Source organism: Pseudoalteromonas apostichopi, assembly GCF_030297135.1.
GTDB classification, from domain to species: domain Bacteria; phylum Pseudomonadota; class Gammaproteobacteria; order Enterobacterales; family Alteromonadaceae; genus Pseudoalteromonas; species Pseudoalteromonas apostichopi.
Genome location: NZ_AP028065.1, coordinates 2598813 through 2620783, shown reverse-complemented (window position 1 = coordinate 2620783; position 21971 = coordinate 2598813). Strand labels below are relative to the sequence as shown.

Annotated in this window: 21 protein-coding genes; 4 read left to right on the top strand and 17 right to left on the bottom strand. The window is 41.8% G+C overall.

Features of this window, described 5'->3' with window-relative positions; translation table 11 throughout:
- Position 1 precedes the first annotated feature (1 nt).
- Together QUE86_RS11810 and QUE86_RS11805 are read right to left on the bottom strand one after the other, a co-directional pair.
- Positions 2-1069: a homocysteine S-methyltransferase family protein gene (locus QUE86_RS11810; protein ID WP_130052171.1), complete on the bottom strand. Its 1068-nt coding sequence runs from the start codon at positions 1067-1069 to the stop codon at positions 2-4.
- Positions 1059-2006 carry a homoserine O-succinyltransferase gene (locus tag QUE86_RS11805; RefSeq protein ID WP_130052172.1) on the bottom strand — a complete coding sequence of 316 codons (948 nt, stop codon included), beginning with the start codon at positions 2004-2006 and terminating at the stop codon, positions 1059-1061. The genes QUE86_RS11810 and QUE86_RS11805 overlap by 11 nt, the downstream gene beginning before the upstream one ends.
- Positions 2007-2205: 199 nt before the next feature.
- On the opposite strand from QUE86_RS11805, the gene ettA reads away from it, so the two are divergent.
- The 3 genes from ettA (at position 2206) to QUE86_RS11790 (ending at position 5322) form a co-directional block, all read left to right on the top strand.
- Positions 2206-3879, top strand: a complete 1674-nt coding sequence (gene ettA / locus QUE86_RS11800) for an energy-dependent translational throttle protein EttA (protein WP_130052173.1) — start codon at positions 2206-2208, stop codon at positions 3877-3879.
- Positions 3880-3994: 115 nt separating this feature from the next.
- Complete coding sequence (locus tag QUE86_RS11795; RefSeq protein ID WP_130052174.1) at positions 3995-4360, top strand: PilZ domain-containing protein; 366 nt, start codon at positions 3995-3997, stop codon at positions 4358-4360.
- A 53-nt stretch (positions 4361-4413) separates the two neighbouring features.
- A complete protein-coding gene (locus QUE86_RS11790) occupies positions 4414-5322 on the top strand; it encodes a histone deacetylase family protein (RefSeq protein WP_130052175.1) in 909 nt (302 codons plus the stop codon).
- Between the two features lie 82 nt (positions 5323-5404).
- Here QUE86_RS11790 and cyoE read toward each other — a convergent pair whose 3' ends face one another.
- The 6 genes from cyoE to QUE86_RS11760 all read right to left on the bottom strand — a co-directional run bounded on the left by cyoE (position 5405) and on the right by QUE86_RS11760 (position 10985).
- On the bottom strand, positions 5405-6289 hold the full coding sequence (cyoE, locus tag QUE86_RS11785) for a heme o synthase (RefSeq protein ID WP_054554292.1): 885 nt from the start codon (positions 6287-6289) through the stop codon (positions 5405-5407).
- Positions 6290-6431: 142 nt separating this feature from the next.
- Positions 6432-6791, bottom strand: a complete 360-nt coding sequence (gene cyoD, locus QUE86_RS11780; protein WP_130052176.1) for a cytochrome o ubiquinol oxidase subunit IV — start codon at positions 6789-6791, stop codon at positions 6432-6434.
- Positions 6791-7426: a cytochrome o ubiquinol oxidase subunit III gene (cyoC, locus tag QUE86_RS11775; protein WP_286257384.1), complete on the bottom strand. Its 636-nt coding sequence runs from the start codon at positions 7424-7426 to the stop codon at positions 6791-6793. Before cyoC ends, cyoD begins: the two co-directional genes overlap by 1 nt.
- Positions 7423-9411, bottom strand: a complete 1989-nt coding sequence (gene cyoB, locus QUE86_RS11770; protein ID WP_054554289.1) for a cytochrome o ubiquinol oxidase subunit I — start codon at positions 9409-9411, stop codon at positions 7423-7425. The genes cyoC and cyoB overlap by 4 nt, the downstream gene beginning before the upstream one ends.
- A gap of 2 nt (positions 9412-9413) precedes the next feature.
- The gene (cyoA, locus tag QUE86_RS11765) at positions 9414-10328 is read right to left on the bottom strand and encodes a ubiquinol oxidase subunit II (RefSeq protein WP_130052178.1); all 915 of its coding nucleotides are present in this window, start codon (positions 10326-10328) and stop codon (positions 9414-9416) included.
- 237 nt (positions 10329-10565) lie between these two features.
- A complete protein-coding gene (locus QUE86_RS11760) occupies positions 10566-10985 on the bottom strand; it encodes a hypothetical protein (RefSeq protein WP_130052179.1) in 420 nt (139 codons plus the stop codon).
- Positions 10986-11419: 434 nt separating this feature from the next.
- On the opposite strand from QUE86_RS11760, the gene QUE86_RS11755 reads away from it, so the two are divergent.
- Positions 11420-12778 (top strand): M14 family zinc carboxypeptidase, encoded by a 1359-nt coding sequence (locus QUE86_RS11755; protein ID WP_286257381.1) that lies wholly within the window; start codon positions 11420-11422, stop codon positions 12776-12778.
- Positions 12779-13020: 242 nt separating this feature from the next.
- Here QUE86_RS11755 and QUE86_RS11750 read toward each other — a convergent pair whose 3' ends face one another.
- The 9 genes from QUE86_RS11750 to QUE86_RS11710 form a co-directional block, all read right to left on the bottom strand.
- Positions 13021-13998 carry a transposase gene (locus QUE86_RS11750; protein ID WP_286257379.1) on the bottom strand — a complete coding sequence of 326 codons (978 nt, stop codon included), beginning with the start codon at positions 13996-13998 and terminating at the stop codon, positions 13021-13023.
- Positions 13999-14150: 152 nt separating this feature from the next.
- Positions 14151-14363, bottom strand: coding sequence for a (Na+)-NQR maturation NqrM (gene nqrM / locus QUE86_RS11745; RefSeq protein ID WP_036966498.1), 213 nt, complete (start codon positions 14361-14363; stop codon positions 14151-14153).
- 341 nt (positions 14364-14704) lie between these two features.
- The gene (locus QUE86_RS11740) at positions 14705-15736 is read right to left on the bottom strand and encodes an FAD:protein FMN transferase (RefSeq protein ID WP_167659144.1); all 1032 of its coding nucleotides are present in this window, start codon (positions 15734-15736) and stop codon (positions 14705-14707) included.
- 112 nt (positions 15737-15848) lie between these two features.
- Positions 15849-17075 (bottom strand): NADH:ubiquinone reductase (Na(+)-transporting) subunit F, encoded by a 1227-nt coding sequence (gene nqrF / locus QUE86_RS11735; RefSeq protein WP_130052183.1) that lies wholly within the window; start codon positions 17073-17075, stop codon positions 15849-15851.
- A 19-nt stretch (positions 17076-17094) separates the two neighbouring features.
- Entirely contained in the window at positions 17095-17703 is a 609-nt protein-coding gene (gene nqrE / locus QUE86_RS11730) for an NADH:ubiquinone reductase (Na(+)-transporting) subunit E (RefSeq protein ID WP_016708692.1), read from the bottom strand.
- Positions 17704-17713: 10 nt separating this feature from the next.
- Entirely contained in the window at positions 17714-18346 is a 633-nt protein-coding gene (locus QUE86_RS11725) for an NADH:ubiquinone reductase (Na(+)-transporting) subunit D (protein WP_054554281.1), read from the bottom strand.
- Positions 18346-19098 (bottom strand): Na(+)-translocating NADH-quinone reductase subunit C, encoded by a 753-nt coding sequence (locus QUE86_RS11720; RefSeq protein WP_054562304.1) that lies wholly within the window; start codon positions 19096-19098, stop codon positions 18346-18348. The genes QUE86_RS11725 and QUE86_RS11720 overlap by 1 nt, the downstream gene beginning before the upstream one ends.
- Positions 19091-20293 carry an NADH:ubiquinone reductase (Na(+)-transporting) subunit B gene (locus QUE86_RS11715; RefSeq protein ID WP_130052184.1) on the bottom strand — a complete coding sequence of 401 codons (1203 nt, stop codon included), beginning with the start codon at positions 20291-20293 and terminating at the stop codon, positions 19091-19093. The genes QUE86_RS11720 and QUE86_RS11715 overlap by 8 nt, the downstream gene beginning before the upstream one ends.
- A gap of 4 nt (positions 20294-20297) precedes the next feature.
- Positions 20298-21641 (bottom strand): Na(+)-translocating NADH-quinone reductase subunit A, encoded by a 1344-nt coding sequence (locus tag QUE86_RS11710; RefSeq protein WP_130052185.1) that lies wholly within the window; start codon positions 21639-21641, stop codon positions 20298-20300.
- Between the last annotated feature and the right edge of the window lie 330 nt (positions 21642-21971).

Genomic DNA, 21971 nt, shown 5'->3' with positions numbered 1-21971 from the left:
CCTAGTTTAAGTTACACGCTTCAAGGCCCGATAAGCGCATACGCACTTCAAGCTCAGGTAATTGGCGAGGTTTAACACCTTCAAGGCCTTTCGCAAACGCCTTTATATGAGCCGGTGTGGTGCCGCAACAACCACCTACAATGTTGATAAAGCCAGACTTGCCCCAATCAATAATTTCTTTTGCCATTTCAGGGGCTTCTAAATCATATTCGCCAAACTCGTTCGGTAAACCTGCATTTGGATGCACCGAGGTAAAGGTTTCACAAACACGGGATAACTCTTCAACATACTGGCGCAGTAAGTCAGGGCCAAGGGCGCAGTTAAGGCCGATTGATAGCGGCTTAATATGGCGAATTGAGTTATAAAATGCTTCTGTTGTTTGGCCTGATAAAGTACGGCCTGAGGCATCGGTAATGGTGCCTGAGATCATCACAGGTAAACTACGACCAGCCTGTTCGAATGCTTCTTCCACAGCGAACGAAGCAGCTTTTGCATTAAGCGTATCAAAGATAGTTTCAATCAAAATAAGGTCAGCACCGCCTTCCATAAGTGCAAGTGTTGACTCAACATACGCGGCCACCAGCTTATCAAAGTTGATATTTCGATAACCGGGATCGTTTACATCTGGCGAAATAGAACAGGTTTTTGATGTTGGTCCAAGTACGCCTGCAACATAACGAGGCTTGCTTGGATCTTTTGCTTCAAACTCATCACATACGCTGCGTGCAAGCTTAGCTGACTCTAGGTTGATTTCGCGGCTAAGGCTAGCCATGTCGTAATCTTCCATCGAAATAGTCGTGGCATTAAAAGTATTGGTTTCGATGATATCGGCACCGGCTTCTAAGTAAGCACGGTGAATATCAGCAATGATTTTTGGCTGAGTCAGGCTTAATAAGTCGTTATTGCCTTTAATAAGTACATGCCAGTCTTTAAAGCGCTCACCGCGATAATCCTGTTCTTCTAATTTATGTTCTTGGATCATGGTGCCCATCGCGCCATCGAGGATTAAAATTCGCTGTTTTAGCGCCTCGGTTAATTGTTCGCGTTTATTCACTGCATTACTCGGCATAGTTGTTAGTCCTTACATCTTGGCTAACTAAGTTAATATCATACGGTGTAGTTTGGTACACATAATAGTTTAACCAATTCGAAAACAATAAAAAGGCATGGCTTTGCCACGTTTTCGACGGTTCGTTATCTGGGTTATCGTCAGGGAAGTAGTTTTCTGGCTTAGGCGCATCAGCTGATTTTTCTTGGTCACGCAAATACTCCCCTTTTAGGGTATGGGCATCGTACTCTGGATGGCCCGTAATATATACTTGGCTACCTGATTTATTTTTAATTAAATAGGCACCTACTCGCTCAGAGCCTGCTAACACAACCAGCTCATCGCAGGCATTGATCTTCTCGATATCAATATGACCATAGCGAGAATGTGGCACTAAAAAGGTGTCATCAAAGCCTCGGGTAAGTGCCGCATGATCAAAATAACTTTTATGGGTAAATACGCCACTGAGTTTATTTGGTTTCAGATCACGCTTCAGACCATAGTGATGATAAAGCCCAGCATGGGCCGCCCAACACGAAAACAACGTAGACGTAACATGCTGCTCTGCCCAATCTAAAATAACTTTTAGTTCATCCCAGTAAGCAACTTCGTCATACTCTAAATGAGCAAGCGGCGCGCCTGTTATGATCATGGCATCGTAGTTATTATCTTTCACTTCTGAAAAATAACGATAGAAAGTATCCATATGCTGCTCAGAGTTACTACTCGTGCGATGAGTATCCAACCTCAGCAACTCAACATTAACTTGTAACGGTGAGTTAGCTAATAATCGAATAAATTGCACTTCGGTTTCAACTTTGTTTGGCATTAAGTTTAAGATAGCCAAACGCATTGGACGAATCTCTTGCGTTTTAGCACGACTTTTTGGCATTACAAACACGTTCTCTTGACGTAATTTTGCAATGGCTGGCAATTCATCTTTTACTGTAATGGGCATAGCTGGCTCCGAGCATACTTATCTGACTGCTAATTATGAACGGATAGTTAGAAATTTCAACCTCTAGATGTTTAGATGTCCAAATGAATTTTATTTGTTTGAAAGCAAAGCCCATAAAAGCCTGTTTCGTTGACGTATACGCGACAGAGCCTCTACAATATACGCTGTTAATTTTTCTTATAAATTGAAGGCTCCTTTCATGGTGTTACCAGATAAGTTTATATTCTCGATGAGTCGAGTTTCTAAGGTTGTGCCACCTAAGCGCACTATCTTAAAAGATATTTCTTTACACTTTTTCCCAGGCGCAAAAATTGGTGTGCTAGGTCTAAACGGTGCAGGTAAATCAACGTTACTTCGCATTATGGCTGGTGTTGATCAAGACTTTGAAGGTGAAGCTCGCCCTCAACCTGGCACTAAAATCGGTTACTTACCGCAAGAGCCAGTGCTTGACGAAAGCAAAACAGTTCGCGAAACAGTAGAAGAAGCAGTAAGCGAAGTTAAAAATGCACTAAACCGCCTTGATGAAGTATACAACGAGTATGCAATGGACGGTGCTGACTTCGATGCACTTGCTAAAGAGCAAGGCGAACTTGAAGCTATCATCCAAGCGCACGACGGTCACAATATCGACAACGTGTTAGAGCGTGCAGCTGATGCATTACGTCTTCCACCTTGGGATGCAAAAATTGAACACCTTTCGGGTGGTGAGCGTCGCCGTGTTGCGATCTGTCGTTTACTACTTGAAAAACCAGATATGCTTATTCTTGACGAGCCAACCAACCACTTAGATGCTGAGTCAGTTGCTTGGTTAGAGCGCTTCTTACACGATTACGAAGGTACCGTGGTTGCTGTAACCCACGACCGTTACTTCTTAGATAACGTAGCAGGTTGGATTTTAGAACTTGACCGTGGTGAAGGTATTCCTTGGGAAGGTAACTACTCATCGTGGCTTGAGCAAAAAGATTTACGTTTACAACAAGAACAGAAATCTGAAAAAGCACGTCAAAAATCAATCGCGCAAGAACTTGAATGGGTTCGTTCAAACCCGAAAGGCCGTCAAGCTAAGTCTAAAGCACGTATGGCACAGTTCTCTGAGCTACAGCAAAACGATTACCAAAAGCGTAACGAAACGAATGAACTATTCATTCCACCGGGTCCACGCTTAGGTGACCAAGTTATCGAAGTGAAAGGTCTGAAGAAAAGCTTTGGCGATCGCGTATTAATCGATGACTTAAACTTTGCAATGCCAAAAGGCGCTATCGTAGGTATTATCGGCGCTAATGGTGCGGGTAAATCAACCCTGTTCAAAATGCTAAGTGGTGAAGAAACGCCAGATAGCGGTGAGATCCTTGTTGGTGATACTGTTGAGCTTGCAACCGTTGATCAGTTCCGTGGTGACATGGACGAAAGCAACACCGTTTTCCAAGAAATCTCAAACGGCCAAGACGTATTAAAAATTGGTAACTTTGAATTCCCAAGCCGTGCCTATGTTGGCCGCTTTAACTTCAAAGGTAACGACCAACAAAAATTCGTTAAAGACTTATCAGGTGGTGAGCGCAACCGTTTACATCTAGCTAAGTTATTAAAAGCAGGTGGTAACGTGTTACTACTGGATGAGCCTACCAATGACCTAGACGTTGAAACATTACGTGCACTTGAGAACGCTATTTTAGAGTTCCCAGGCTGTGTAATGTGTATCTCGCATGACCGTTGGTTCCTTGACCGTATTGCTACACATATTCTTGATTACCGTGACGAAGGCCAAATTAACTTCTTCGATGGTAACTACACAGAATACGAAGAGTGGCTGAAGAAAACCTTAGGCGCAGAAGCGGCACAACCTAAGCGTATTAAATACAAAAAAATTGGCTAATTAGCTGATACTCAAAAAGCCCCGATTTAGGGGCTTTTTTGTTGCTATAATCATTTCTCTCACTAATTTCATAATGATCTATACTCATTAAGTTAATATAGGTGGAGATAAAGTTATGAATGAACGCAGAGAGTTTTCGCGGGTATTATTTTCTTGCCCTGCGATCCTTCGCATCGAAGATAACGACTACCACTGTCAGTTACTTGATCTATCTTTGCAAGGTGCGCTTATTACTAAAAGTGATTCATTTTTAGTGCCTATTCATAGTAAGGCAGACTTAATCTTTACCCTGCCAGAGTCAAATATCGAGATAAAAATGCAAGTGGAGCTGTGCCATATTGAGCATCAACATGCAGGCCTTCGCTGTGAACATATAGATATTGATAGTATTACTCACTTAAAACGACTGATTGAGCTAAACTTGGGTGATGAAGCATTATTACATCGCGAGTTGGGCCATTTAATTCACGCACCAGAGTAAACATTTGCCAGTAGATTCGTTATGCTGTAGCAAATTCAGCTATCCAATGAGCTATGCAGTTAAATCCCCACTTACCCTTGGTGTATCACCCAAATTACTCGTTTAGTTTCGATCCTAACCATCGCTTTGTGATGAGTAAGTTTGCTTATTTATATGAGCATGTACAAAGCCTTGGATTAATAAATGACAACCTAACACAGCCGGTGCTTGGCACCCCAGAGCCCCTTGAATTAGTGCACTGTGAAAATTACATCAACGACCTTTGGCATAATAGATTAGATGAAAAGGCGATGCGCCGCATTGGCTTACCTTGGTCAAAAGAGCTGATGGCACGTACTTTTACCGCCCCACTTGGCACCTTACAAGCAGCACGCTTAGCACTTAAACATGGCATCGCTTGTCACTTAGCCGGTGGCACTCACCATGCTCATACTGACTTTGGCTCAGGCTATTGCATGGTAAACGACTTAGCTTTCACCAGCGAAACCCTGATAAAAAGTGGCGAAGTGACCAATATACTTATTTTTGATTTAGATGTTCATCAAGGTGATGGTACCGCAGCAATGCTGGAACATCAGCCCTACGCCTATACCTGCTCTATTCACTGTGAAAAGAATTTTCCGTTTCGAAAATCAGCCAGCGACTTAGACATAGGTTTAGCACCGAATGTCGCTGACAGTGAATACCTAGGCGTTGTTGACGATACGCTGAGTTATTTATTAAACACCCTAAACCCAGATTTAGTACTTTATGATGCAGGTGTTGATGTATGGCAGCAAGATGGTTTAGGTAAACTTGATATAAGCTGGCAAGGGATAGAGCAACGCGACCATTTAGTCTTCAAGCGCTGCCTTGAGCGCAATGTACCTGTCGCAACCGTAATTGGTGGGGGTTATGATAAAGATCATCGCCGTTTAGCGGCTCGTCACGGCATTGTAGTTGAACAAGCGGCTCGCTTTTAATAACGACAAAGAAAAAAGGCCCGGTGGAGAAAAAAACCGGGCCTTTGCTACTGTAACATTGGGATATGTTAGCAACTTTTTTCTAAGTTAAAACAAGTAGCTGTGGAGCTACCGAATGGTAATCTAAAGCCATAGCTATGCTCAAAACCGTGATGTTTACAATTGAAAAAGCAAACACTTGGCGCGCCCAGCCGCTTACATCAATATTGCGACGATAGCCACGAAGCGCCATTAGCAACCACCAAAAACTCGTTGTACAAGCTACAGCCATAAAGGCTAAACCTGTATAACCACTAATGGTTAATAACATCACAACCAACGCATACACGGCGATATATAAAACAATGTGATGCTTTGCCTTCTCGATCCCCTGCGCTACAGGTAACACAGGAATTCTGGCCGCTTGGTAGTCGTTATAACGAAAGATTGCAATTGCATATGAATGAGGCATTTGCCATAGACTAAACATAACCAATAAAATCACAGCACCAGCATCAAACTGCCCAGTCACGGCACAATACCCCACTACAGGTGGTACTGCGCCAGATAAACTTCCTACAAAGGTGCCGTACACAGAACGACGTTTCATATATAAGCTGTACACACCTACGTAGATGACGTAACCAAAAGTAGCAAATAAGAGTGCCACTACGTTGGTATACACAGCTAATAAGCCGAAACCAATAACACCAAGCACGATGCCATGTGCCATAGCTGCCTTTGCTGACATTTCGCCAGTTACTGTGACGCGTTTGCGAGTGCGCGCCATAGCAACATCAATATCACGATCAATTACGTTATTGATCGCGCATCCTGATGCCACTACTAAAGATAACCCTAGTAAGGTTGCGATCATTAACCATGGGTCAATATCACCGCGAGAGGCTAGCAAGAATCCCCCAGCGACAGAGATCAAATTGCCCATGATAATGCCAGGTTTAGTGACATTTAAATAACGTCGAAACACTTCCTCGACTCCTCTAATTTTCAGCACAAACGCAATATTACGAAAGAAACTAGTTAGTAACAGACTGTAAGAACTGGAGACACAACCTCAGACTAACCAGCTCCTTTCGTAAATCTTTTTACCAATTACAAAGTAATTGTTATTAGTACATCATCATGGCGTTCGATTCGTAGATGATCCACACCGACAAACCAACCACCATCACGATGATTAAAGCACTAAAGATAAACGACAATGAACTTGCTTTGCCGTCTTCTGTTTTGAAGTTTAGGTGTAAGAAATATTTCAAATGCACCCAAATTTGCACAATCGCCATGCTCACGATGCACCATGCAGTGGTCGTTTTAGAAAACGAGCCACTCATCACAGCCCAAAATGGAATAGCTGTTAAAACCACTGACAAAACAAAACCAATTAAATAGTCTTTAACGCTGCCATGTGATTGATCATTATGTGCATGAACTTCTAAGTTATTAATTACATGTGATTCACTGTGACTCATTACATTGCTCCCATTAAATAAACAACGGTAAATACACAGATCCACACCACATCTAAGAAGTGCCAGAATAAGCTTAAACAACTTAGGCGTGTCACTGTTTGTGGGTTTAAACCACGGCGCACAACTTCAATCATCAGGACAGTCATCCAAATAAGACCTGCTGTAACGTGAAGACCGTGTAAGCCCACTAAAGAGAAGAACGATGTTAAAAAGGCACTTTGCTGAGGGCCATTGCCATGCGCAATTAGGTGATGGAATTCATATACTTCCATACCAATAAACACAGCACCAAAGGCAAAGGTAACCAGCAACCAAGTTAAAGTAGCCGCCTTTTTCTGCCCGTGAGCAGAGATCATCGCAAAACCAAAAGTGATACTACTGAGTAGTAGTGCTGCGGTTTCAACCGCAACAAAATCAAGTTCAAAAATGTCTTTACCGGACACACCGCCAGCAGTATTCATGAACAATACTGCATAGGTTGCAAAGAATGATGCAAACAACAGGCAATCAGTCATAAGGTAAAGCCAGAAACCAAATACGGTGTTACCACCTGTATCGTGGTGCTCATGGTCATGTGCATCGATATGACCGTGTGCGCTGTTTAAGGTGTCGAGTCCTGCAGAAATGGTACTCATGCATTCACCTCCTTCGTAGCGGCTGTATTGTGAGCCGTTTCTAGTTCAACAATTTCATCTGGTTGCACGTAGTAATCAACATCGCTGGTGTAACAACGTTTGATGAACACCACGATAGCACCCAGTAAACCAAAGGCTGCAAGCCACCAAATGTGCCAGATCATGGCAAAACAGAAGGTTGTTAAAGCTGCGCTCATTAATACACCTGCTGATGTATTTTTTGGCATATGAATTGGGCTATAAGAGGCTTCTTGTTTGTAAGCTAAGCCTTTTTCTTTCATATCTGTCCACGCATCAATGTCATCAACATGTGGGATTTTCGCAAAGTTGTAGTACTGCGGAGGTGAAGCAGATGCCCACTCAAGGGTATGACCATTCCACGGATCGCCCGTTGTATCATCAAGTTGCTCGCGATTTTTGAAGCTCACTACAAGTTGCACAACTTGGAACAAGATACCGAACATAATGATTACCGCACCGCCAGCTGCAATGTATAACCAAATGTTCCAATCAGGGTTGTTAGTGTGATTTAAGCGACGTGTCATACCTAAGAAACCAAGTACATATAACGGCATGAATGCAACGAAGAAACCTATTAACCAACACCAGAAAGATCTTCTGCCCCAGCTCTCGTCAAGTTTGAAGCCCATTGCTTTAGGGAACCAAAACGCAAAACCAGCTAAATAACCAAATACCGCACCACCAATAATGGTGTTATGGAAGTGAGCAATTAAGAATAAGCTGTTATGTAATACGTAGTCAGCACCAGGAATAGCAAGTAACACACCGGTCATACCACCGATAGTGAAAGTCACCATGAAACCTAAAGTCCAAAGGACAGGCACAGTAATACGTAAACGACCACGGTACATAGTGAATAACCAGTTAAACAACTTAACCCCGGTCGGTACCGCAATAACCATGGTCATAACACCAAAGAAGGCATTAACGTTAGCGCTTGAGCCCATAGTAAAGAAATGATGAAGCCAAACGATAAAACCTAAAATTGAAATCGCACCGCTTGCATAAACCATCGACTTATAACCAAACAGGCGTTTACCAGCAAAAGTTGAGATAACTTCTGAGAAAATACCAAACGCAGGTAAGATCAGAATGTAAACTTCAGGGTGACCCCATGCCCAAAATAAGTTGATGTACATCATCGCGTTACCACCTAATTCATTGGTAAAAAAGTGGAAATCGAGATAACGGTCAAGCGTTAGCATTGCCAGTACCGCAGTTAAAATTGGGAACGATGCGGCAATTAAGATATTCGCCCACGTACATGCCCAAGTAAAAATAGGCATTTTCATTAATGTCATGCCTGGTGCACGCATTTTAAATACAGTCGCTAAGAAGTTTACCGATGTTAATAAGGTACCCAAGCCGGATATCTGCAAGGCCCATATATAATAGTCGACCCCGACACCTGGACTAAATGACAGCTCAGACAGCGGTGGATATGCAACCCAACCTGTTTTCGCAAACTCACCAAAGAATAGTGAGATATTAATCAGGATTGCACCGCCAGCAGTTAACCAAAAGCTAAGGTTATTTAAGAATGGGAATGCAACATCACGGGCACCAATTTGCAAAGGTAAAATGATGTTCATTAAACCAATCATAAACGGCATCGCCATAAAGATGATCATGATCACCCCGTGCGCCGTAAAGATTTGGTCATAGTGCTCTGGTGGTAAGTAACCACTTGCACCGCCGGTAGCCATTGCTAATTGCAGTCGCATCATAATGGCATCCGCGAAACCACGGAAAAGCATGATAAGCGCAAGAATAATGTACATAACACCTAAACGCTTATGGTCAATTGAGGTGATCCAGTCGTGCCAAATCACGCCCCACTTTTTATATTTTGTTACTAAGCCTGCCACTAACAGACCTAAGACAGCAACAACCGTCATGGTAACCATGATAATTGGTTCATGAAACGGGATTGCGTCTAATGTTAATTTACCTAACAACGACATGATTATTCCTCGTCCTCGCTGTGCTTCTTATGAGCTGAGTGCTCTGGCATAGCGTGTTGCATTGCACCGTGAGAGCCATGCGCTTGCATATATTTCATTACGATTGAATGGAACATATCTTTATCTACGCTGGCATAGTATTTAACTGGGTCGTATTCACTTGGTTTTGCTAGTTCAACATAGCTTTGCTTAGTCAGTGCAGAACCGGTATTTTTTACTTTGTTTACCCATTCATCGAAATCAGCTTCAGTGGCTGTTGCAATGGCATCGAACTTCATACCGGTGAAACCTGCACCACTGTAGTTAGCAGAGAAGCCTTTAAAAGTACCCGGTTCATCAGCTATTAAGTGAAGCTTTGTTTCCATACCTGCCATTGAATAAATTTGGCTACCAAGCTGTGGAATGAAAAACGAATTCATGGTGCTTTCTGAGGTGATCTTGTACTGCACAGGCACATTGGCAGGAAAAACAAGCTCATTCACTGTAGCGATGCCTTGCTCTGGATAAATGAATAACCATTTCCAGTTCAAAGAAACAACTTCAACAGTAAGGTGCTCACCTTTACCTTCAAGTGGTTTATATGGGTCAAGTTGTTGCGTTGACTGCCATGTGATCACACCTAAAATCGCAACGATAATGATAGGAATGGTCCAAACTACAGCTTCAATCTTGTTTGAGTGCGCCCATTTTGGAGCGTAAATTTCTTGATCTCGTCCATCACGGTATTTCCATGCAAAATAAATTGTCATGGCAATAACTGGAATTACAACAATCAGCATTAATACCGTAGCTACGATAATTAAATACTTCTCGTCGACACCAATTTGACCTTTTGGATCGAGTACCCCGCCTTTACAGCCAGACAAAGCCAGCACTAAAGACGCTAGAGCAATATTACAAAGGTTTCGAATTGACAAAGGAATATCCTACAACCTAAAAGTTAACACTTGTCGAAATAAGTACACGACGCTTTTCTGCAACAGATGCTACAGATATCCCTCGGCTGAATAACGAGCACGACAAATCGACACGCTAAAAAGTAAGGGAATTTAGGTTGGCTGACTGAAATTTGGGCGTAAAAAACCCACTAGGTGCTTTAGTAAAGACAACTTAGAAAACGACTAAAATGGCTGAACTTAAGCAACAAAGCTTATTTACAGACAACCACTTACACGAGGAGGAGCACGACAGCCATGAGCACTGTGTACTACTAAAGACTTTATCGTTTCACGCGCAGCGAAGGCCGCTTTACGTAAAATGACACCTGCACGACGCGCAGGAAAGAAATGGAAGACCAACCAGCATAAACCAATAAGTAATTGGCAAGACACCACAGGGTAAGCTAAAAAACTCAACACATTAAGTAGTGGGATTTCGTATAAAGCACCTTCACTTAATAAGCTTCTTAGCCCTTGAGCATCTTCTAATGTACCGTTGATTAGCATGGCTGAATTAATCAGCAACAAGGCTAAAACTGACATTAGTTCTTTACCAGCAAAAAATGCACGCGCAGCCAGTTGCAACCTAGCTAAGCTAGACTGTTTGGCACCTTGTGACTGATTAATTGCTCGCAAAACCCACGCCTTTTTATCGCTTTTACTGCATTTTAGGTAAGTGGCTTACCCTATTTTTAAATGCGGTAATATGATCTTCATCAATAAAGTTTCAGTAATTACTGAAATTTCGGTGTGGAGTATAACAAAGTCAACAGACGGTACAAGTAGAATTTGGCAGCACAAAGTTAAGTATTATTTAAGTACACGTTATCAATGTGTAAAAAACCGATTTAATTAAAGCTAAGTATTTAAAATTAATACTTTATTTTATATAGCTAAAAGCAATGAAGAAAATGAAAATAGCATATTAATAACGTTTTAAAGCATAAATACCGTTTTAAAGCATACTAAGTCAGTACTAACTGAAGATTAAATACTGAGCAAGGATTAGCCAAACCCATTAAAATATAATATTCTAACAAAACCAAAAATAAAGAATAAAAGAGATAGTTATGCGTCAATATGCACTCGCTGCTGCCATTTTAGCATTAAGTAACAGCGCAATCGCAAATACGATTGAAGACACCGTAGTGAATGGCTTAAATAAACCCGCGATTTATTACACCGATATTGAGCCACACTTAAAAACCGTAGCAAAGCATCCTAGCGTCAAACTAGAACAAATTGGTACCTCATTTCAAGGACAGGCACTCAATTCTCTTAAAATTGGCACAGGCCCAATCAAAGTGATGATGTGGAGCCAAATGCACGGCGACGAAAACACTGCAACTGCCGCACTTATGGACTTTTTAAGCTTCATAACAGCTGATGAAAACGCACAATGGCTAAAAAGCTGGCGACAGAAAATATCCCTTCTCATAATCCCTATGGTGAACCCTGACGGCGCGGCCGTACAAACCCGTTATAATGCTCAAGGAATTGATTTAAATCGCGATGCTAAAGCTCTTCGCACAAAAGAAGGGCAAATACTAATGGCTGCCGCAAATCAGTTTAAACCTGACTTTGGCTTTAATTTACATGATCAGAACGCATATTACGGAGCAGGAAAAAAAGGTAAACAAGCCACCATTTCAGTGCTAGCGCCAGCCTATAACGAAGCGAGAGAAGTAAATAAAAGTCGCGGCGAGGCTATGCAGTTTATAGCCCACTTAGCTAAAACGGTTGAAACAATAATCCCAGGCCACTTAGGAAAGTACAACGACAGTTACTCATACCGTAGCTTTGGGGATACTTTTTCGGAAAAGGGTATTAGAACAATATTAATTGAATCAGGAGCGTACCCTAATGATCCAAACCGACAAATAGCACGCAAGGTTAACCGTGTTTTATACAAAAAGACGATTGATTCGTTAACTTCGGGGGAGTGGAAAGACGCGAGGATATCGCAATATCACGCTATTCCATTTAACGCTAAAGACAATTGGGTCGACTTACTAATAGACGACATAATCGTAAATAGTGAGCTAGGTGATTACCAGATAGATATTGCAATTAACAATAAAGGACAGTCACCTGTAATTAAAGAGCTAGGTGATATAAGTAGTATCCGCCAAGGTTATACGAGTTTAGATGCAAGCAGCCTAAGCTTTAAGGCAGGTAATAGCTTTGTTTTAAATAAATCGTTAACGCTTACAGAAAGTAGCTATAAAAATATTTTAAAACAAGGCTATAGCTGTTTTTCGGGTGATATGAACAAATTAAAAAACACCTCAAAATGGCCAGTTTACGCGTGCAAAAGTATATTTACATCAATACCATCTCTTCACGCCCCTGCTGCTTTTTTCTTACAAGCCGACGGCATAAATAAGTATGCTATTTTGGGGACTGAGTTAATTAATCTAGAAAGTTAATAACAAAAGACAGTCACCCATAATTAAAAACACGCTTTGAAAGACAGGCACTCTTAAAAGTGCCTACTAAATCTTCAAATACTTTAGATTTTTTAACCTAAAATACTCGTTTTGTAGGCAACCTACCCTATTAGCTTAATCCACTAGTAAAAACCAAGATAAAAGATTTAGCTTTCTGAGAATTGAAAGTACGAGTTAGCTGCAATGTTTTGCAAAAAATAAAAGTTGAGAGAAATTTAAGATTAGCTAGCAAGTAATAACTTACAACTTGTTATATTACTTCGCCGCTTTCGAGCAGTTTTACTACAGTAGTTTTCAATAGCTTGTATTCGTCCTACAGCACCGTGAAATAAATGTTCAAACAGTGTTGTTAATGTAAGCCAATTTGCTGGCTCGAGATTAAGCCTCTCAAGGATAGGAGGTAAATGATGATCTATATATCCGCGTTTATCCGTGCTAATACAACGCCCTGTTTGCTCTACAAGTAACAGGTATGACTTTAACTCAAAAGGTATTCCCTTTGATTTATTCTTGTTCATACCACCAACAAAACGAGCTAGTAGCTTAGGTTGTTTTGAATTCTTCGCCCCCTGACACCGCTTTTTGAAACTTGTATAGTCAGATTGCTCTGGGGTCCTCGCAACCTCTGCACGAACAGGGTTTAAATCAACATAGGCCATGCACGCTAAAAGAGCAGATTCATCAAGTAGTGCTTGGCTCTTGAAGCGCCCTTCCCAAAAATGCCCGGTACATTCGTCTTCTTTATTTGCACGTCTGGCAATATATTCATTAAGCATTCGCATGAACCAACTAATGCTAGAAAGGCGAGTCCTATACTCTGCAACCTCTTTATTTAAAAAGGCCTGTTGAACGTCACTCAATTGCTCACCACGGAGGAAGTTTTGACCTAAAGGCGTCATTTTACTGAGCTTATTCCTGCGTAAAAGAACGGCCTTATCGGTTAACCTATTTGCTTTTTTATCATCTACATAAAGCACAATATGAGTATGATTACTCATCACGGCATAAGCACACACATCAATACAAAATACCTTCGCAAGAACAAGCAGACGATCTTCAACCCACCCTCGGCGGTGTTCATATGATTTACCTGTAAGAGTGTCTTCTCCGCAAAGGTAGGCGCGTCTAACGCATCGGGATACACAGTGATAGTATTTAGTATTCGACAAACAGATTTGCCGCTTCCTTGCTAAAGCCATCGTCCACTCCTTGAACTGATAATTTAAAATGCATGGGCTGTAACTAAAGTTTAGACAAGATATATTCTGCCGCAAGATTGTGATAAGAAATTACAGTGACTGTCTACATAAAGGTAGGTATTAAAAAAGCGCCTTTGGGCGCTTTTTTCTGATTAGAGAATTTGATTCTCTTTCCAGGCTTGTTCTTTTGCCATGCGCTTTTTACGCTTGTCACATGGGTCGTCACAGTCGCAGGCTTTGTCTATACCAACAGCGCCTAAGCCACCGCAACTACTGGCCATTGATTTCTTTTGCACAATCATGCCGACAGCCATCGCTGCCACAATTAAAATAAGTAGACCAAATGTAAGAAGAAAAAGTGACATTGCTTTGCCCCTATCGTCAGCAATTAAATCGAGCCTAATTTATTAGGCTGCGTGTATTATATACCCAAACCACCTCAAGGTGCGAGTTTCAGTTGGAATTAAAAGCGATTTAGGCAAGGCATTGATTGCAAGCAATAGTGGTTCTATTGTTAAAATCAATAACGCAGTATAAATCGCTTTTAAACCAACCCTTTGGGCGCTTCACAGGCGCTTACTCTCATCGTTGTTACTTCTTAAAAGGGACTGCCATTGTTGCAAAGTAACGCCTTGATATTAAGCACCTGTGAAACGCTGAATTCTGCATATTGAGGTGGCTTGGGTATGCACTGCTTCTTGCCCTGCTACAAATAAGGTTTGAAAGCAGGGCTTGAATAAGTTACTAAGCCATTGTCTGACTTACCAATTAAATAAACTGGAAGATCATGCTGCTCAGCGTATTGCTGCGCACGTTCCATGCCCATCACAGTAAGCGCTGTCGCTAAGCCATCAGCAGTCATCGCTGATGGGTGCAAAACTGTAACAGATACCAAATCATGGCGACTAGGCATACCTGTTTCTGGGTCAATTAGATGACTATACGTAACACCATCCATTTCGTAAAAAATGCGGTAATCACCTGATGTTGCAATACCATTGGTACCAGGCTCAATCACTTTATGCACTTTACGAACGCCAGGCTCAGCATCAGGCTGCTCAATAGCGATTTTCCAAGTGATGTTGTCTGGCTTAATACCCGATACACGCAACTCGCCACCAATTTCTACCATATAATTCTTCAAGCCATGACTTTCTATCACTTGTGCGACTCTATCGATACCATAGCCTTTTGCGGTTGCAGAAAACGAGAGTTCTAAACCATCAATTGTTTTCATTAAACCCGCATCAGTAAGTTTAAGCTTATCAACTCCTATCTTTGCAACCATTGCTGCCAAAGCTTCATCGCTTGGGCGTTTAGTCGGCTTTTTATCTGGGCCAAAGCCCCATAAATCAATAAGTGGTCCCATAGTGACATCTAAGGTTTTCGTTGATTCGCCAAGGCGGATTGATTCAGCTACTACGTTTCTGAAATCAGCGCTAATTGGCATCACCTGCCCCGCAGGTAAATTGTTAAACTGATTAATTTCTGAATCTGGAATGTATGTCGACATTGACTGATTTACGTCTTTAAGCACTTGCTTAATCTCAGGATGTAAATCAACACCTGCAACCTTTGAAGACTCTGCAAACACCTTAATGTGATAAGTGGTGCCCATTGTCTTACCTTCAAAATAAAGCTCTTCTGCCTTATCTGCTTGGCTGCAGCCAGCCATGAGTAAAGTCATAGTTAATAGAAAAAAGGCCATCAAGCCTTGGCGATAAAACACTCTATTCATAGCATTCACCTTTTAGATACCACAGGGTTAGGTATAGAAATAAAAAAGCCTCGTAACACTATGTGCTACGAGGCCTGTATTCTAACCAAAACTTATTGTTTTGTGTATGGTGTTAGCCACCGAAGTCATCTAATAAGATGTTTTCGTCTTCTACACCAAGATCTTTAAGCATGTTGATAACAGCCGCGTTCATCATTGGAGGACCACACATGTAGAACTCACAATCTTCCGGCGCTTCATGATCTTTCAAGTAGTTTTCATAAAGTACGTTATGGATGAAGCCTGTATAACCTTCCCAGTTATCTTCTGGTTGTGGATCAGACAGTGCTGTGTGCCATACAAAGTTATCGTTTTCTGCAGCTAAGCCGTCGAAATCTTCTACGTAGAACATTTCACGCTTAGAACGCGCACCATACCAGAAGCTCATTTTACGCTTAGATTGTAAACGCTTAAGTTGGTCAAAGATATGTGAACGCATTGGTGCCATACCTGCACCACCACCTACGAATACCATTTCTGCATCAGTGTCTTTCGCGAAGAACTCACCGAATGGGCCAGAAATAGTCACTTTATCACCTTCTTTTAGTGACCAAATGTACGAAGACATTTTACCACATGGAAGGCTTAGGTCTCTTGGCGGCGGCGTAGCGATACGCACGTTAAGCATGATGATGCCTTCTTCTTCTGGGTAGTTAGCCATTGAGTATGCACGAATTGTTTCGTCGTCTACTTTAGACTCCAGATCGAAGAAACCGAAGTGGTTCCAGTCGCCACGATACTCTTCTGGAATATCGAAGTCAGCGTATTTAACGTGGTGTGCTGGCGCTTCAATTTGAATATAACCACCAGCACGGAACGGTACTGACTCGCCATCAGGAATTTGTAACTTAAGCTCCTTGATGAAAGTTGCTTTGTTATCGTTAGAGATAACTGTACAGTCCCACTTTTTAACACCGAAAATTGACTCTTCAAGCTCAATTTCCATGTCGTTCTTAACATTTACCTGACACGCTAAACGGCAGCCTTCACGAGCTTCACCTTTAGAGATGTGATCAAGTTCTGTTGGTAGGATATCGCCGCCACCTTCTTTGATGTGAACACGACACTGACCACAAGAGCCACCGCCACCACATGCAGATGAAACGAAGATACCTGAATCAGCTAGCGCACCTAATAGCTTGCTACCTGCAGATGTTTTAATAGCTTTTTCTGGGTCGCCATTAATTCCGATGATGATATCGCCGCTTGCTACTAATTTAGATTTAGCACCAATGATAACTAAAACTAAAATAACAACGATAGCGATGAAAACACCAACGCCTAAGAAAATCTCATTCATGATTTATCCTCGCTACCTATTAAAGTGAAATACCAGAGAATGACATAAAGCCAAGACCCATCAGACCAACAGTGATGAAAGTAATACCTAAACCACGTAAGCCATCAGGAACGTCTGAGTACTTCATTTTTTCACGGATACCAGCAAGTAAAGTAATTGCTAGTGCCCAGCCCACACCTGAACCGATACCATAAACGACAGACTCGCCGAAGTTATAGTTACGCTCAACCATGAAAGATACCGCACCGAAGATCGCACAGTTAACTGTGATCAATGGTAGGAAGATACCTAACGCGTTATAAAGTGCAGGGAAGAACTTATCTAATGCCATTTCAAGAATTTGTACAAGTGCTGCAATAACACCGATGAAAGTCAAGAAACGTAAGAAGCTAAGGTCTGCCTCTGGGTAGCCAAGCCACTCTAATGCACCTGGTGCAAGAACAGCATGATAAACCAAGTTATTTACAGGTACTGAGATACCTAGTACCACGATAACTGCCACACCTAGGCCGATTGATGTTGTTACTTTCTTCGATACAGCAAGGAAAGTACACATACCTAGGAAGAAGGCTAAAGCTAAGTTTTCAATGAAAACCGCTTTTACAAATAAACTAATATAATGTTCCACTGCTCGCCCCTTACGCTTTTGCTTCTACTTGGTCTTTCTTAAAGGTACGAAGTACCCAGATGAATAAACCAATAATGAAGAATGCACTCGGTGGTAAAATCAATAGACCCATTGGTTGATACCAGCCACCATTTTGTACAAGTGGAATAATATCAACACCGAATAGTGAACCTTTACCGAATAACTCACGGATGAAACCAACAGTTAATAGTACTACTGAGTAGCCTAAACCGTTACCGATACCGTCTAGGAAAGACATTAACGGTGGTGACTTCATTGCGTATGCTTCAGCACGACCCATTACGATACAGTTTGTAATGATTAGACCAACGAATACTGAAAGCTCTTTAGCTGTTGCATAAGAGAACGCTTGCAGTACTTGGTCAACAACGATTACAAGTGATGCGATGATCGTCATTTGCACGATGATACGTACAGATGATGGGATGTGATTACGAATTGACGAAATAAACAAGCTAGAAAACGCTGTTACTAGTGTCAATGCGATTGACATGATTAGTGCATTTTTTAAGCTTGATGTTACCGCTAGCGCAGAACAAATACCTAGTACTTGTAATGCGATCGGGTTATTTGCGAATACCGGGCCAAATAGGACCGACTTCATTTCTTTAGTATCAGCCATTATTTCAACGCTCCTTCACGTACTTTCGCAAGGAATGGACCAAAGCCATGCTCGCCAGTCCAGAAGTCAACTGTGTGATCAACACCGTTTGAAGTTAATGTTGCACCAGAAAGACCATCGATTTGATGTTCATTCTTTGCACCGCTCTTCATGATATTGATTGGTAACTCTTTACCTTGCCATTTAGCAGTCCATTGTGGATTTTGGATTTCACCACCTAGACCAGGCGTTTCGTTGTGCTTGAAGAAGTTGATGTTTTTAACTGTTTCACCATCGCTTTCAAGCGCTAAGAAGCCGTACATTACACCCCAAAGGCCATAACCTTGGATTGGTAGAATGATTGCATCTGTAGAACCATCAGGTTTCTTCGAAATATAAACAGGTGAATTTTTTGTCATACGCTGAATACCAGCGATGTCTTTAATTCCTTCTGCTTTCAACGCAAAGCTACGAGCTTGGTCGAATTTTGTTTTCTCGAAGTCAAATGAGTTAGGATCAGCACCTTCAACAAACTCACCTGTGTTCATGTCTACAACACGAGCTTCAATTTTTGAGTTAAAGGTATCTGACACAGTACCTGATACTTCAATGCCTGCAGCCGCTAAGATATTACGTTGAATATCTTGTGTTTTGTTAGCTTGCTGTAAAGGACGAAGCTGAACTGAAGCAAACGATACGATGATTGCACACACTAAACATAGTGCAACAACAACGGTTAGCGTTTTGCCGATTGATTCGTTATTACTAGACATTACGTGCCAACCTCCGCTTGATATTAGCTTGCACTACAAAGTGATCGAATAATGGTGCAAATAAGTTAGCAAATAAGATTGCTAGCATCATACCTTCAGGGAATGCCGGGTTAACAACACGGATCATTACAACCATAAAGCCGATTAACGCACCGTAAGCGAACTTACCTTTGTCTGTGAATGATGCAGATACTGGGTCTGTTGCCATGAAGAACATACCAAATGCAAAACCACCAAGAACTAAGTGCCAGTGCCAAGGCATAGCAAATACTGCGTTAGTTTCAGAACCAACTGTATTTAGTAAGAATGCCGTTGCAACCATACCTAGGAATACACCTAGAACGATACGCCAAGAAGCGATACGCACATAAATTAGGAATAAACCACCGATTAATAGTGCTAGTGTTGACGTTTCACCTACAGAACCTTGAATGAAACCGTAGAACGCATTCCACCATAGTTCCATGTTGCTGTAATCAAGTGAACCAACCACTGCTTGACCTAGCATAGTCGCACCAGAGAATGAATCTACGGCTGTCCATACTGTGTCACCTGAAATTTGCGCTGGGTATGCGAAGAATAAGAACGCACGACCGGCAAGAGCAGGGTTAAGGAAGTTACGACCTGTACCACCAAAGATTTCTTTAGCGATTACAACACCAAACGTAATACCTAGTGCAACTTGCCATAAAGGAATCGTTGCAGGCAGGATTAGTGCGAACAGTACAGATGTTACGAAGAAACCTTCATTTACTTCGTGCTTACGCACTGAAGCAAATAGTACTTCCCAGAAACCACCTACAGCAAACGTTACTGCGTAGATAGGTAGGAAGAAGCAGGCACCGTAAAACATTTTCGCGCCCCAACCAGAGTCAGCAGTTAATTCACCACCGAATAATTGGAACAGACCAACTTGCCATGTGTTTGCTAGTTCAAAACCTTGCGCTAAAGCACCTGCAGCCTGATGGCCGATGTTGAACATACCAAAAAACATTGCAGGGAACGTCGCCATCCACACTAAAATCATCATACGTTTTAGGTCGATGTTATCACGAACGTGTGTTTTGCCTTTATTTACGTAACCTGGCGTGTAGAAAATAGTCGCAGCTGCTTCGTAAAGCGCATACCATTTTTCGTGTTTACCACCCGGTTCAAAATGCGGCTCAATATCTTCTAGAAATTTCTTTAAACCCATCTCTCTAGCCTTCCTTCTCGATCGTAGTCAAGCAATCGCGTAGGATTGAACCGTACTCGTATTTACCTGGACAAACGAAGGTACATAATGCTAAATCTTCTTCATCAAGCTCTAGCGCACCTAACGAAATTGCACCATCAAGATCACGTGCGATTAGATCACGTAATAATAGTGTAGGTAGGATGTCTAAAGGCATAACACGCTCATAGCTACCAATTGGAACCATGGCACGCTTCGAACCACCTGTTGAAGTCGTCATGTTAAATAGACGGCTAGGAGCAAGGTGAGATAAGAAGGTACGTGTTACTGAGAACTTGTTAGCACCTGGTGCAATCCAACCGAACAGCTCTTTTTCGCGGCCTTCAAGTAATACAGATACTTGAACATGGTAACGACCTAAGAACGCGTGTGGACCTTGAGAAATAGCGCCAGATAATACAGAACCAGAAATTACACGGTTATCACCGTCTTCTAATTCGCCAGCAACTAAATCATCTAAAGATGCACCTAACTGAGTTTTCACTAAGCGTGGGTTTTTAACACGAGGACCTGCAAGAGAAACTACACGGTCTGTGAAAATTTCACCTGTTAGGAATAAATTACCAAACGCAATTACGTCTTGGTAACCTAAGTGCCAAACCTGCTTGCTTGCAGAAACTGGGTCTAAGTTATGAATGTGTGTACCAACAAGACCAGCCGGATGCTTGCCACCAAACTCATGTACTTCTACTTGAGGGATTGATGAACTAGGCACTTGGCTACCAGCTTGTTTACAAACAAATACTTTACCGTCAGTTAAACGAGATACCACAGCTAAACCAGCTTCAAATGCTTGAGTATTCTCAGCAATGATTACTGCAGGATCTGCAGCTAGCGGGTTAGTGTCGATAGCCGTAACAAAGATAGAGCTAGGATTTGCATCCAAAGCAGCTACTCTGCTAAATGGGCGAGCACGAAGTGCTGTCCATTGACCTGACTGAACTAGTACTTCTTTAACTTTTTCACGGTCTAAGCTCGAAAGCTCGTCGGCCTTGAAAGAGTCAAAGGTGATTTGCTCACTGCCATTAACTTCAATAACAACAGATTGCAGCACACGTTTTGCACCACGATTAATTTCTTTTACTACCCCAGAAGCTGGTGCAGTAAATAAGACGCCTGGGTTCTTTTTGTCTTCAAAAAGTACCTGGCCTTTTTTGACTTGGTCATCCACGCGAACATGCATGGTTGGACGCATACCAATATATTCTTCACCTAGCACAGCTACACGTTTGACGGCAGAACCATCATGAATAACTTGCTGAGGTGCGCCCTCTATCGGTAAATCCAGACCTTTTTTTATGTTGATCATACGCACTTGCATTACATTAACGGAAAGAAACTGAAAAATCGTACCAACCACGTCGCCATTTGATATGCTCAAGTTAAACTCTAAATATCAAAGAATAGCCTGTTTAACACCCCAAACAAGCAACGCAGTAAACTCCTCACATATATTGCCCGAATTTTAACATCAATCAGGGTGACTATGCGAGAGCAAATATGAAATTTATACGACAGATACGGTTATTTAGACTACAAAAACCATTTGAATAAAATTCAATATAGACCAAAGTGCTATTGATGGTGTTTTATTTTCACCCAGAAACAAAAAAGTCGCTTAAAAAAGCGACTTTTCAAA